The 12,660-nt window shown below is 38.9% G+C and carries 13 protein-coding genes; all 13 read left to right on the top strand.

The features are described 5' to 3' along the window. The first annotated feature begins 17 nt into the window (after nt 1-17). Nucleotides 18-509, top strand: a complete 492-nt coding sequence (locus AC1TO5_RS01220) for a YajQ family cyclic di-GMP-binding protein (RefSeq protein WP_482060963.1) — start codon at nt 18-20, stop codon at nt 507-509. 83 nt (nt 510-592) lie between these two features. Further along, nucleotides 593-1,168 (top strand): CDP-diacylglycerol--glycerol-3-phosphate 3-phosphatidyltransferase, encoded by a 576-nt coding sequence (gene pgsA / locus AC1TO5_RS01215; RefSeq protein WP_482060962.1) that lies wholly within the window; start codon nt 593-595, stop codon nt 1,166-1,168. An 86-nt stretch (nt 1,169-1,254) separates the two neighbouring features. After that, nucleotides 1,255-2,502 carry a competence/damage-inducible protein A gene (locus AC1TO5_RS01210; RefSeq protein ID WP_482060961.1) on the top strand — a complete coding sequence of 416 codons (1,248 nt, stop codon included), beginning with the start codon at nt 1,255-1,257 and terminating at the stop codon, nt 2,500-2,502. Between the two features lie 281 nt (nt 2,503-2,783). Next, nucleotides 2,784-3,833 carry a recombinase RecA gene (recA, locus tag AC1TO5_RS01205; RefSeq protein WP_482060960.1) on the top strand — a complete coding sequence of 350 codons (1,050 nt, stop codon included), beginning with the start codon at nt 2,784-2,786 and terminating at the stop codon, nt 3,831-3,833. A 262-nt stretch (nt 3,834-4,095) separates the two neighbouring features. Next, the gene (locus tag AC1TO5_RS01200; RefSeq protein WP_482060959.1) at nt 4,096-4,767 is read left to right on the top strand and encodes a regulatory protein RecX; all 672 of its coding nucleotides are present in this window, start codon (nt 4,096-4,098) and stop codon (nt 4,765-4,767) included. 208 nt (nt 4,768-4,975) lie between these two features. Continuing rightward, nucleotides 4,976-6,517 carry a ribonuclease Y gene (rny, locus tag AC1TO5_RS01195; protein WP_482060958.1) on the top strand — a complete coding sequence of 514 codons (1,542 nt, stop codon included), beginning with the start codon at nt 4,976-4,978 and terminating at the stop codon, nt 6,515-6,517. A gap of 89 nt (nt 6,518-6,606) precedes the next feature. After that, entirely contained in the window at nt 6,607-7,404 is a 798-nt protein-coding gene (locus AC1TO5_RS01190) for a TIGR00282 family metallophosphoesterase (RefSeq protein WP_482060957.1), read from the top strand. A 248-nt stretch (nt 7,405-7,652) separates the two neighbouring features. After that, the gene (locus tag AC1TO5_RS01185) at nt 7,653-7,913 is read left to right on the top strand and encodes a stage V sporulation protein S (RefSeq protein ID WP_068534754.1); all 261 of its coding nucleotides are present in this window, start codon (nt 7,653-7,655) and stop codon (nt 7,911-7,913) included. A 396-nt stretch (nt 7,914-8,309) separates the two neighbouring features. Beyond that, nucleotides 8,310-9,245, top strand: coding sequence for a dipeptidase (locus AC1TO5_RS01180; protein WP_482060956.1), 936 nt, complete (start codon nt 8,310-8,312; stop codon nt 9,243-9,245). Between the two features lie 164 nt (nt 9,246-9,409). Beyond that, complete coding sequence (gene pduL, locus AC1TO5_RS01175) at nt 9,410-9,982, top strand: phosphate propanoyltransferase (protein WP_482060955.1); 573 nt, start codon at nt 9,410-9,412, stop codon at nt 9,980-9,982. 222 nt (nt 9,983-10,204) lie between these two features. Beyond that, nucleotides 10,205-11,755: a tRNA (N6-isopentenyl adenosine(37)-C2)-methylthiotransferase MiaB gene (gene miaB, locus AC1TO5_RS01170; protein WP_482060954.1), complete on the top strand. Its 1,551-nt coding sequence runs from the start codon at nt 10,205-10,207 to the stop codon at nt 11,753-11,755. Nucleotides 11,756-11,777: 22 nt separating this feature from the next. After that, nucleotides 11,778-12,287 (top strand): YlbF/YmcA family competence regulator, encoded by a 510-nt coding sequence (locus AC1TO5_RS01165; protein WP_482060953.1) that lies wholly within the window; start codon nt 11,778-11,780, stop codon nt 12,285-12,287. Between the two features lie 166 nt (nt 12,288-12,453). Further along, a complete protein-coding gene (locus tag AC1TO5_RS01160) occupies nt 12,454-12,654 on the top strand; it encodes a hypothetical protein (RefSeq protein WP_482060952.1) in 201 nt (66 codons plus the stop codon). Nucleotides 12,655-12,660: the final 6 nt, after the last annotated feature.

Raw genomic sequence — 12,660 nt, 5'->3', positions numbered from 1 at the left:
AATGAGAGGGGATTATTATGAGTAACGAAAGTTCATTTGATATCGTATCCAAAGTTGATTTACAAGAATTGAATAATGCAGTGACACAAGCTGAGCGTGAGATTGGAACACGTTTTGACTTCAAAGGCAGTAAAACGAAAATTACGATCGAAAAAGAAGAATTATCGATTTTGAGTGATGATGACAATAGACTTAAAAATACGATCGATATTTTAATCGACAAAATGGTGAAACGTAGTGTACCGACGAAAAATATGGACTATGGTAAAGTAGAAGGTGCATCTGGTGGAGCTGTTCGTCAAACGATTAAAATTCGTCAAGGTATTGAACAAGATATTTCCAAAAAGATCAACAATTTAATTAAAGATTCGAAGCTTAAAGTGAAGAGTCAAATTCAAGGTGATCAACTACGTATTACCGGAAAAAGCAAAAATGATCTGCAAGCTGTAATGAATTTATTACGTGGTGCTGAATTGCCTATAGATTTGCAATTTACTAATTTTCGATAGATAATAAAACCACATACATAGTAGTCATCATGAAGCTTGGCCTACGATATGAGAACTACGTGGCGCCGATGGGAGGAATTTTTTTGAATTTAGCTAATAAAATTACGATAGCTAGAATATTTTTGGTGCCTATCATTCTGTTTTTCTTGTTAGTTAATGTTAATTTTGGATCCTTTGTTTTATCGGATTTCACGATTACGTATGCGCAAGTTATTGCTGTGCTCATCTTTATTATTGCAGCAAGTACGGATGGCGTAGATGGTTACATTGCCCGCAAAAACAAGATCGTTACTAATTTGGGTAAGTTGCTTGATCCTTTAGCTGATAAACTATTAGTTGCCTCTGTATTAATTGCTTTAGTTGAAATGGATAAGTTAAGCGCCCTAATTGCTATTATTATTATAAGTCGTGAATTTGCGGTTACTGGTCTCAGACAAATTGCTTTACTGGAAGGTAAAGTTGTTGCTGCAAGTACGTGGGGTAAATGGAAAACGGCCATTCAAATTACAATGATTATTTCCATTCTTTTGAATAACTTCCCATTTGCACTTATAGACTTCCCATTTGATGTTATTATTTCATGGGTTGCAGCTGCAATTACGCTCTATTCAGGTATCGACTATTTTATAAAAAACAAATCATTAATTCCAGTGGAATAATGTAATGCACCTCTTCGGAATATAGAAGGGGTGCATTATTAGATTTGTGTACGATTATCCGAACAAACAGATGAAGAGGTGTATTGATGAAGGCTGAAATTATTGCAGTAGGCACGGAAATGTTAATGGGGCAAATTGTAAATACGAATGCGAGAGATATTTCGTTGAAATTAGCGGAATTGGGAATAGATGTGTATTATCAAACGGTTGTAGGAGATAATGCCGACAGAATTCGTGCAGCAATAGAAATCGGTCGCTCGCGTGCTGATCTACTACTGTTTACAGGGGGGCTTGGTCCTACTCAGGATGATATTACGAAGGATATCCTCGCACAATATTTAGGTAGAGAGCTTGAAATACATTCTCCATCAATGGAAACGATTGAACATTTGTTTTCATCGCGTGGTCTAGATATGGTACAAAGTAATGTGCGCCAAGCGCATTCCATCATTGGAGCGACGCCATTGCATAATGCAGCGGGTCTTGCTGTCGGCAATGCTTTAGCTCAAGATCATACGCTGTATGTGTTGTTGCCAGGTCCGCCTAAAGAAATGCGGACAATGTTGAATGGTCCTGTTGTCGATTGGTTACGTACCGTTATGACCGATGAGAAGCCTTTATATAGTCGCCTTCTGAAATTCGCAGGTATTGGCGAATCTAATCTTGAAGCAGTACTGTTGCCTTTAATTGAGACTCAAGTTGATCCCACGCTTGCCCCATATGCGAAAGAAGGCGAAGTTTCTATTCGCGTATCAACTAAGGCTAATAGCTTGGATGAAGCAAACCGTAAAATCGATGAGACCGTTGTCGCAATTGATAAACTCGTAGGGGCGCATCTATACGCACAAGAGGATATTCCGATGGAAGTAGAAATCGTACATCTTCTGCAATCTAAGAAGTTGACGATTGCTTCTGCTGAAAGCTGTACAGGTGGATTATTCTCTTTACTGATGACGAAAGTGCCAACAAGCTCCGATTGTTTTGATGGTGGCATTGTAACGTATACGAATGATATGAAGCAAAGATTGTTAGGGATACCAATGGAACATCTAGAAGGAGAGTCTGCACCAGGAGCGGTTAGTACTTCGACTGCGCAACTAATGGCGGAGCGTGTACGCGAACTGTTGGATAGTGATTACGGCGTGTCTACGACGGGCGTAGCGGGTCCTGGAACTGCGGAAGGCAAGCCTGTCGGTATGGTTTTCATTGGGATAGCGGCACGAGGCAAGGAAACGAAGGTGTTTCAATTATCTTTGAGTGGTGATCGAAGCTCCATTCAATTGAAAACGGTGAAGAGCTTACAGTACCGACTATGGCAAGCGATTAAGGAATAGGGTAGTTCAAACAGCCCGTTTTTTGAACATGCAATATAATTAAAAGTTATTGTGAAAATTAGCTTGTTCCAAAATCTGTTAACGATTATAATGAAGTTAGTTATGGAAGAACCGTAGCAAAGATCACTCTTTGCCACGGTTCTTTTTCGTTATTCGGAGCAGAAGAAGTGGCTTTAGAAAGCGAGGTGGGAAAAACACGAATGTATGTTCGAAAAAAAGTGTTGGCAAGCGAGCAGAAAAAGGGTATCATAATATTATAAATATTGAAGGATGTGGATCTAGTGAGTGATCGTCGTGCAGCGTTAGATAACGCTTTACGTCAAATTGAAAAGCAATTTGGCAAAGGCTCTATTATGAAGTTAGGTGAATCTACACATATGCAAGTAGAGACTATATCAAGTGGTGCACTTGCTCTTGATATTGCTTTAGGAATCGGTGGTTATCCTCGTGGTCGTGTTATTGAAGTTTACGGTCCTGAGTCTTCTGGTAAAACAACGGTTGCACTACACGCGATTGCAGAAGTGCAAAAAGTTGGTGGACAAGCAGCATTTATCGATGCTGAGCATGCTCTTGACCCTTTATATGCTAGCAAACTTGGTGTTAACATTGATGAGCTATTACTTTCCCAACCAGACACTGGTGAGCAAGCGTTAGAAATTGCTGAAGCGCTTGTTCGCAGTGGTGCAGTTGATATTATCGTTATCGACTCGGTAGCTGCGCTAGTACCGAAAGCAGAGATCGAAGGCGATATGGGTGATTCACATATGGGTTTACAAGCGCGTTTAATGTCACAGGCTCTTCGTAAGCTTTCAGGTGCAATTTCTAAATCCAAAACAATTGCTATTTTCATTAACCAAGTTCGTGAGAAAATTGGCGTAATGTTCGGTAACCCAGAGACAACTCCTGGTGGACGTGCCTTGAAGTTCTATTCCAGTGTTCGTCTTGAAGTTCGTCGTGTCGAATCATTGAAACAAGGTAACGATATCGTTGGTAACCGTACTCGTATAAAAGTTGTTAAAAACAAAGTAGCTCCACCGTTCAAACAAGCAGAAGTTGATATTATGTATGGTGAAGGTATCTCTAAAGTAGGAAGTATTATCGATATCGGTGTAGATATGGATATTGTACAGAAGAGTGGAGCATGGTTCTCTTATAGTGGGGAACGCTTGGGACAAGGTCGTGAAAATGCGAAGCAATATTTGAAGGATCATCCTGAAGTATCGCAAACGATTGAAACTCAAATCCGTGCAACGTACGATCTTAATAAAAATCCTAATATGGATTTAGCTCACGGTAAAAATGAAGACGACGATTTTGATGAGGAAATTTAACCATAATTAATGGAATCGCCGTTCTAATATAGAGCGGCGATTTTTATATTGAATGAGCTTACGAAGTAACTTTTCATTAGCGAGAAGATGAATCAAGTAGCAAATGAAAAGTTTGGTATATGCTTACGAAGTAACTTTTCATTAGCGAGAAGATAAATCAAGTAGCAAATGAAAAGTTTGGTATATGCTTACGAAGTAACTTTTCATTAGCGAGAAGATAAATCAAGTAGCAAATGAAAAGTTTTAGGAGGTTTTGTTATAGATGAGCGAAATACATTCTGCTCTGGAGCATATTATTACTGCTGTGAAAGTAGATCGTAAAAAGAATAAAGAGTATATACTCTCCATAGAACATATAGAGGAACCAATTGTCGTACACGAGGATATGTTCATAAAGTATCGATTAATGAAGGGACAATGTTTAACATCTTCATTAATTGCCGAGATTATAGAAGTGAATGGAAAATATATGGCATATATTAAAGCTATTCGTTATCTTGGAATAAAAGCACGATCAAGTAGACAAATTGCAGACTATTTGAAACGACAAGAATTTAACGACGAACATATTTCGCATGCACTAGAACGTTTGCAAAAGGACGGCTATGTGAATGATGAGCAATATGCTATTGCTTACGTACAATCGAAAACTAGAATTCAGGGCAGTGGACGAGTTAAAATTGCTCATGATTTGAAAAATAGAGGAATTTCACAAAGTGCTATCCAAATGGCATTGTCTGAGCTTGATGAAGAGGAAGAATTTGAAGCTGCATGTCGCGTAGCAGTTAAGAAACTTCGAAGTTTGTCGGGTGAGGAACGCGAAGTAAGAAGAAAGCTGCAACTTTTTCTTCTACGCAAAGGAAATACGAGTACATTAATCAGAAAAGTGATGAACTTCGTAGAAATTGAGCAGAAAAGTAATAGTGAAGAATAGATTAATAGGGAATTGCTTGACAATTGAATTTGCGAACAGATAAAATGAAGTAGTATTCCTTCAAATTTTGTTTCAATCTAACTTCCAAGAGTTGATGCAAAATGTTTATTTATTCGTCAAATGACGTAATTGAGACGGTATGGAACCGATTAAAACACAATAACATCCCAAGCAATGCCTTGGTGTATGCAACAAGGAGGTGAACAAGATGAATGAGATCATCTGGATCTTGATTGTTATCCTTGTTGGCGCAATTTTCTTTGGGATTGGTTACAAGTTACGAAAGTCGATTGCTGAAGCTAAAATTTCTAGTGCAGAGCAAGCCGCAGTTCAAATTGTCGAACAAGCTAAAAAAGATGCGGAAGCTGTCAAAAAAGAAACGGTGCTAGAAGCAAAAGATGAAGTCCATAAGGTGCGTTCAGAGGCTGATAAGGACATTCGTGAGCGTCGTAACGAAACACAACGTTTAGAAAGAAGATTACTTCAAAAAGAAGAATCTCTTGATAAAAAGTTAGAAGCACTTGAACGCAAAGAAGAAACTGTAGTCAGCAAGGAGAAACGAATTGAGGAAACACAGGAACAAATCGATTCGCTCTACAAGCAACAGCTCAGTGAATTAGAACGTATTTCCAACTTAACGATGGAAGATGCGAAAGCAATTATTCTATCTAATGTTGAACAAGAGGTACGACATGAAACAGCACAAATGATTAAGGATATTGAACAACAGGCTAAAGACGAAGCAGATAAGAAAGCTCGTAACATCATTTCTCTTGCTATTCAACGTTGTGCTGCCGATCACGTCGCTGAAACGACGGTATCTGTAGTAACACTTCCGAATGAGGAAATGAAGGGGCGGATTATCGGTCGAGAAGGTCGTAATATCCGTGCACTAGAAACATTGACTGGTATCGATCTAATTATCGACGATACACCGGAAGCGGTCATTTTGTCTGGCTTTGACCCTATCAGACGTGAAATTGCTCGCACTGCTCTTGAGAAACTTGTCGCAGATGGTCGTATCCATCCTGCTCGTATCGAAGAAATGGTCGAAAAATCTCGTAAAGAAATCGACGATCGTGTTCGCGAATACGGTGAACAAGCTACATTTGAAGTTGGTGTTCATGGCTTACACCCTGATTTGATCAAAATTCTTGGTCGCTTGAAATATCGTACAAGCTATGGTCAAAATGTACTGAAGCATTCAATGGAAGTTGCTTACTTAGCTGGTCTAATGGCTGCTGAGTTAGGTGAAGACATTACGCTTGCGAAACGTGCTGGACTATTACATGATATCGGTAAAGCGCTTGACCATGAAGTAGAAGGCTCACACGTTGAAATTGGTGTTGAGTTAGCTAAGAAGTACAAAGAGCATCCAGTTGTTATTAACAGTATTGCTTCTCATCATGGAGATACTGAAGCGACATCCGTAATTGCAATGCTAGTTGGTGCTGCAGATGCATTATCAGCTGCAAGACCAGGTGCACGTCGTGAAACATTAGAAACGTATATTAAGCGTTTGGAAAAACTAGAAGATATTACTGAATCCTTCGAAGGTGTTGAGAAATCTTACGCAATTCAAGCTGGTCGTGAAGTTCGTGTCATGGTACAGCCTGAGAAGATTGATGATACAGAAGCATTCCGTCTTGCTCGCGATATAACGAAAAAGATCGAGAGTGAGCTAGATTATCCAGGACATATTAAAGTAACGGTTATTCGTGAAACACGTGCCGTTGAATATGCAAAATAACGATGAATTGTAATAGAGAAGTGGCTGATTCCAGCCACTTCTCTATTTTTCAGCTTATTATTAAAATGAACAACAAAGGTAGGTACACAATGAAAGTTTTATTTATCGGCGACATAGTAGGAAGTGTAGGAAGAGAAGCGGTAAGACAAGTGTTACCTGCGCTAAGAGATAAGTACAATCCCCATATTATCATCGCTAATGGTGAAAATGCTGCTGCAGGCAGAGGGATTACTCGCCCTATTGCGAATGACTTCTTTAATTGGGGAATTCATGGCATTACGATGGGTAATCACACTTGGGATAATAAAAATATTTTTGAGTGGATTGATGATGAGCCTCGTATTGTACGACCAGCTAACTTTTCAGAAGTAGCTCCAGGTAGAGGGATGACAATTATCAATGTACATGGCAAAAAGCTTGCAATTATAAATATCCAAGGACGTACATTCTTACCGCCAATCGATTGTCCATTCCGTACGGCAGATGCATTAATTGAAGAAGCAAAAGAAATTACTCCCCATATACTCGTCGATTTCCATGCTGAAGTAACGTCTGAAAAAATTGCAATGGGCTGGTATTTAGATGGTCAAGCTTCCATTGTCGTTGGTACGCATACTCATGTTCAAACAAACGACGATACGATCTTACCGCAAGGTACAGCTTATTTAACAGATGTTGGTATGGTAGGATCCAAAGAAGGGGTACTAGGCATGGAGAAGGAAGCTGTCTTGCATCGTTTCTTAACGCAAATGCCTACTCGTTTTGTTGTAGATGAAGGAAAGTGGCATCTGCATGGGATCATCGCTGAGCTTGATGATCAAACGGGGAAAGCTATCAAAATCGAGAAGATTCGCTTAACAGAAGAATCATGGCTGCTTATGCAATAAGCAGCTTTTTCCCTTTAAAGGAAGTTCAAAAAGCGGACTTTGATAACGATGATTAGGCTAACGTAGGTTATTCGAAAGCCCGCTTTTTGAACCCTTATAGGAAGAAGTAGTTCAATAGCAACTTAAACCCTTAATGAAAAGTCTGAATATTTAGAATGATAAAATTATTTAGGGAGGTATTATTCGCTCATACTCGAATAGTATTAATAAAGTAGAGTCTTTCAAACATTCTAGGGGAGGTACTTATCATGGATGTATTAAAAGTATCAGCGAAATCTAATCCTAATTCAGTGGCAGGTGCGCTTGCTGGTGTATTAAGAGAACGTGGTGTAGCCGAGCTACAAGCGATTGGTGCTGGTGCGTTGAACCAGGCAGTAAAAGCTGTAGCAATTGCTAGAGGGTTCGTAGCTCCAAGTGGAGTTGACTTAATTTGCATACCTGCTTTTACAGATATTGTAATTGATGGAGAGGACCGTACCGCTATTAAACTTATTGTAGAACCGAGATAGTACAGTTGTAACGGTCCATACGGAAAATACTTATGAGCTATTAAGGTAGTTCAAAGAAGTGCACTTTGATAACGATGATTAGGCTAACGTAGCGTATTCGGCGTCGCATCTGAAGCGAACTTGGAAAGTACGGTTCGCGTGTACCAATAACGTACACTTGCGCTTCCGCCGTTCTCAAGTAACGCTCCACCTGCTCGGCTTTCGAAAGTCCACTTTTTGAACCTTCATTGTAATTGGACCTGTTTACTATGTAAACAGGTTATTTGCTATTATAGAGGCGATATTGGGAAGTGGAATCAAGACGTAAATGAAAAGTTAAGGTATGCTTCCGAAGTAACTTTCCATAGCTAAGAAGTGAAATCAAGACGTATATGAAAAGTTTTAGGAGGGCGCGATGTGAGGAAGATTGATTTTCATTGTGATGTACTTAGTAAAATGCTGCTGGATCAGACGATTGAATTTGACGAGAATGATTTCTCAGCAAAAATAGATGTGACATTGGATCGACTACTGCAATCAGACTATATGCTTCAAGTTTTTGCAATCTATATTCCATCTGAACGAAATAAAGATATATTAACGATACTTAAATGTGTGGAAATATTTTACGAGAAAATTATTAGTCATCCTAATGTTATTTTTGTGGATTCGGCCATTGATGTAGAGCGATGTAAGGCTACTAATAAAGTAGGCGCTATACTGTCGATAGAGGGCGTAGACGGCTTGCAGGGGCATATCTATCTAGCTCCCATTCTCCAACGTCTAGGCGTGCGCTTTGCTGGTCTTACATGGAATGCTATGAACTGGGCTGCAGATGGAGTATTAGAGCCGCAAGGGTCAGGACTTTCCAGCTTAGGTCGTGATTTTGTGAGCAAATGTAATCAAATAGGGATAACGATTGATGTGTCGCATCTTTCTGAGAAAAGTTTTTGGGATGTTTATCGCACGAGTACAGAGCCAATCATTGCATCGCATTCTAATGTAAGGGCGATCTGTAATCATCCACGTAATTTAACCGATGAACAAATTAAAGCGATTATTGAGCGGGACGGACTAATTGGCTTAACCTTTGTGCCGTGGTTTGTTATTGAAGACGAGATGGCTACGATCGAAGATCTCATTCCTCATATTGATCATATTTTACAGCTTGGCGGTGCAAATCATCTGATGTTTGGCTCTGATTTCGATGGTATTGATAAATATATCGATGGTCTAATGAATCCGTCACATATGGTTCATCTTGAGGAGTTGCTTCATCAGCATTACGATCATGAATTAGTTGAAAAGATGATGTGGAGAAATGCATATCAATTTTTGATGAAGATATGGTAATCGCATAATGATCCAATATTTACAAATTTTCAACAGATTGCTGCTATGACTTGTTCCGTTAAACGGATAAGTGTTATGATAAAGGCGTACGGTAATAGTCGTATGTCTTTCTTATTGCGTAGAGCATGAGAGAGAAAAACATAATATTGGAGTGTGCAAGAGAAATGGAAAAAAAAATATCTGTAGGCGTATCAGCAAGACATATTCATCTATCCCAAGAACACGTAGAGGTGTTATTCGGTAAAGGTTATCAGCTAACTGAGTTTAAACCATTATCTCAACCTGGACAATTTGCTGCGAATGAGACAGTTGCAGTAGTTGGAGCAAAAGGATCATTTCCAAAGGTAAGAATATTAGGACCTGCTCGTAAAGCAACACAATTGGAAGTTTCTCGTACAGATTCTTTCGCACTTGGAGTAAAAGCTCCATTACGTGAATCGGGAGATACTGCTGGTTCTGCAGGAATTACAATTCAAGGACCTGCTGGTGAAGTAACCATTGAAGAAGGCGTAATTATTGCTGCACGTCATATTCACTTCCATACATCGGATGCTGAAAAATGGGGCATCGCTGACAAACAAAAGCTACGTGTTCGCGTTGGTGGAGACCGTGGCGTTATATTTGAAAACGTCATTGCTCGAGTATCACCTGACTTTGCACTAGATATGCATATTGATACTGATGAAGCTAATGCAGCAGCTGTTAATAACGGAGATATTGCTGATATTATTGACTAACATTATAAAGTATTAGGAATAGACAGAAGATCGGCATTGTCAATGAATGCCGATCATCCAAGGAGCACCTTCAAGTGGCGTATCTACTCGCCTTGCTTGAAGGTGTTTTTATTATCTCATAATGCCGCACAAAATAGCTTCCTATCTATTAAAGTGATATAATCTATAATTAAGGATTTATATCTATTTGAAATTCTGATGGCGAAGAGGGAGTGATTGTTAATGTCCAAAGAACCGAAGGATTACTCACAGTATTTTGACTTTTCTAATGCAAAACTCATCAGCGAAAAAGACGGAACACAAACGATCCGTATAAAAGGACGCAATATTCAATTACATGCAGCTCCAGTGTACACAGATGGTAAAAAACGAGGTAAAGAAGATATTAAAGTACATTATGACTTTTCAATTCCCGATGAATTGAAGTCAATCGGTGCTGGTAGGCATTATCTTATTTATACATATGGATGTCAGATGAATGAACATGATACAGAAGTGATGAAGGGTATGTTCGAGCAAATGGGGTATACTGCTACAGAAAGCCGTGCTGAAGCAGATGTTATTCTCCTTAATACTTGTGCAATTCGTGAAAATGCTGAGGATAAGGTATTTGGTGAGCTCGGTCATTTGAAGTCATTAAAACTTAAAAATCCAGAACTTATATTAGGTGTTTGTGGTTGTATGTCGCAAGAAGAATCTGTTGTTAATCGTATACTGCAAAAGCACTCATTTGTTGATCTCGTATTTGGCACACATAATATTCATCGCTTGCCTCAATTATTACAAGAAGCTTATTTTAGCAAAGAGTTAGTCGTAGAGGTATGGTCTAAAGAAGGCGATATTATTGAAAATATGCCTAAAAAACGTGATGGTATGCGAGCTTGGGTTAACATTATGTATGGTTGTGATAAATTTTGTACGTACTGCATCGTACCATTTACAAGAGGTAAGGAACGGAGTAGACGCCCTGCGGATGTTATTGCTGAAGTTCGACAGCTTGCTGCTGAAGGCTATAAAGAAGTGACGTTATTAGGGCAAAATGTCAACGCCTATGGTAAAGATTTTGACGATCTGAATTACCGCTTTGGCGATTTGATGGATGATATTTCAAAAATTGATATTCCTCGCATTCGTTTTACAACGAGTCATCCACGAGATTTTGACGATCATCTTATTGCTGTACTTGCCAAAGGTGGAAATCTAGTTGAGCATATTCATTTGCCAGTTCAATCGGGAAGTACTGCTATGTTGAAATTAATGAGTCGTAAATATACTCGCGAACAATATTTGGAGCTCGTTCGTAAAATTAAGCAAGCGATCCCTAATGTTGTATTGACGACGGACATTATTGTTGGTTTTCCAGGAGAAACGGAAGAACAGTTTCAAGATACCTATTCATTAGTGAAAGAAGTCGGATTTGATTTTGCTTATAGTTTTATTTATTCAGCAAGAGAGGGTACGCCTGCCGCGTCGATGGAAGATAATGTTCCGATGGAAGAGAAAAAACGTCGGTTATATAAGCTGAATGAGTTGCTGGGATTGATCTCACTTGAACGTCATGAGCAATTATTAGGGCAGCAAATCGAAGTTTTAATCGAAGGTGTAAGTAAAAATAATGAAAATGTCTTGTCTGGTCGCACAAGATCGAATAAGCTAGTACATATAGAAGGTCCGAGGGCATGGATTGGATCACTTATTGAGGCAAAAGTTACCGTAGCCCAAACGTATTATATTAAGGCAGAGCCAATAGCTGAACCGCAACTTATACAATAACCGATAGGAGAGAATTTACACAATGAATTTTGATAAACAATTCGATGCAAAAATGTTCCAGCACGGCGGTGACGCAGGTGGATCATGTAGTCATAATGGACCTAAAGGGGATATTCCAACTCACACGATTACAGATTTACGAGTGAAGGAAGATATTCAAGCAAAGGCTAGAGAGCTTGCTGACTTATTAGCTCAATCAGAAGAGGTTACACAATATCGTCAAGCAGAAGCGAAAATTCAAAATCATGAGCGTGTGCAACAAATCATAACTACAGTTAAGAAGAAGCAAAAAGAAGCAGTTGCCTTTGAATCGTTCAAAAACGCAGATATGGTGGCGAAAATTGAAGCGGAAATAGCTAGTTTACAAGATGAATTAGATGGCATACCTGTTGTGAATGTATTCCAACAAAGCCAATCAGACATCAACTATTTACTGCAACTTGTGATTTCAATTGTTAGGGATTCATTAACAGACAAAATCAACATGGAAGATGCCAAACCTGCAGAAGAAGCAGAAGACTGTATGGATTAATATAGGACATAGATTAGCACATAAGGTGATGACAGGAGACCGTCAACTTTATGTGCTTTTTTTTGTATTAGACGGTTTTAACTGTAACGGTACGATTATTGTAAAATCATCTAGGTATTCACGCTGTAATTTGAATAGAATAGGGAGAAAATGAGGTGTTCAAATTATGAAACTTCTTAAAAGCTTCACTCTTGTTGTTCTGAATTTAGTCGGAGAGCTATGGACTGGATTTTTCAGTCGAAACTCTAATTTTTACGATAAACACACTGTGACCAAGACAAAGTTTGGTTATATTGTATTTGTAATATGTGCTATCGTTGCAACAATCGGGGTTGTTACTTTGTTGTATTCGAAGATTAATCAATAGTTTGAA

This window comes from Paenibacillus sp. Y930, assembly GCF_056786375.1.
Note: the sequence above shows the minus strand (reverse complement) of the source record. Positions and strands in the feature narration are given on the sequence as shown.

What these genes read in the sequence shown, in the direction of transcription:
- AC1TO5_RS01220 (WP_482060963.1), top strand. Translation starts at nt 18, where the DNA reads ATGAGTAACGAAAGTTCATTTGATATCGTATCCAAAGTTGATTTACAA.
- AC1TO5_RS01210 (WP_482060961.1), top strand. Translation starts at nt 1,255, where the DNA reads ATGAAGGCTGAAATTATTGCAGTAGGCACGGAAATGTTAATGGGGCAA.
- AC1TO5_RS01200 (WP_482060959.1), top strand. Translation starts at nt 4,096, where the DNA reads ATGAGCGAAATACATTCTGCTCTGGAGCATATTATTACTGCTGTGAAA.
- rny (WP_482060958.1), top strand. Translation starts at nt 4,976, where the DNA reads ATGAATGAGATCATCTGGATCTTGATTGTTATCCTTGTTGGCGCAATT.
- AC1TO5_RS01190 (WP_482060957.1), top strand. Translation starts at nt 6,607, where the DNA reads ATGAAAGTTTTATTTATCGGCGACATAGTAGGAAGTGTAGGAAGAGAA.
- AC1TO5_RS01185 (WP_068534754.1), top strand. Translation starts at nt 7,653, where the DNA reads ATGGATGTATTAAAAGTATCAGCGAAATCTAATCCTAATTCAGTGGCA.
- pduL (WP_482060955.1), top strand. Translation starts at nt 9,410, where the DNA reads ATGGAAAAAAAAATATCTGTAGGCGTATCAGCAAGACATATTCATCTA.
- miaB (WP_482060954.1), top strand. Translation starts at nt 10,205, where the DNA reads ATGTCCAAAGAACCGAAGGATTACTCACAGTATTTTGACTTTTCTAAT.
- AC1TO5_RS01165 (WP_482060953.1), top strand. Translation starts at nt 11,778, where the DNA reads ATGAATTTTGATAAACAATTCGATGCAAAAATGTTCCAGCACGGCGGT.
- AC1TO5_RS01160 (WP_482060952.1), top strand. Translation starts at nt 12,454, where the DNA reads ATGAAACTTCTTAAAAGCTTCACTCTTGTTGTTCTGAATTTAGTCGGA.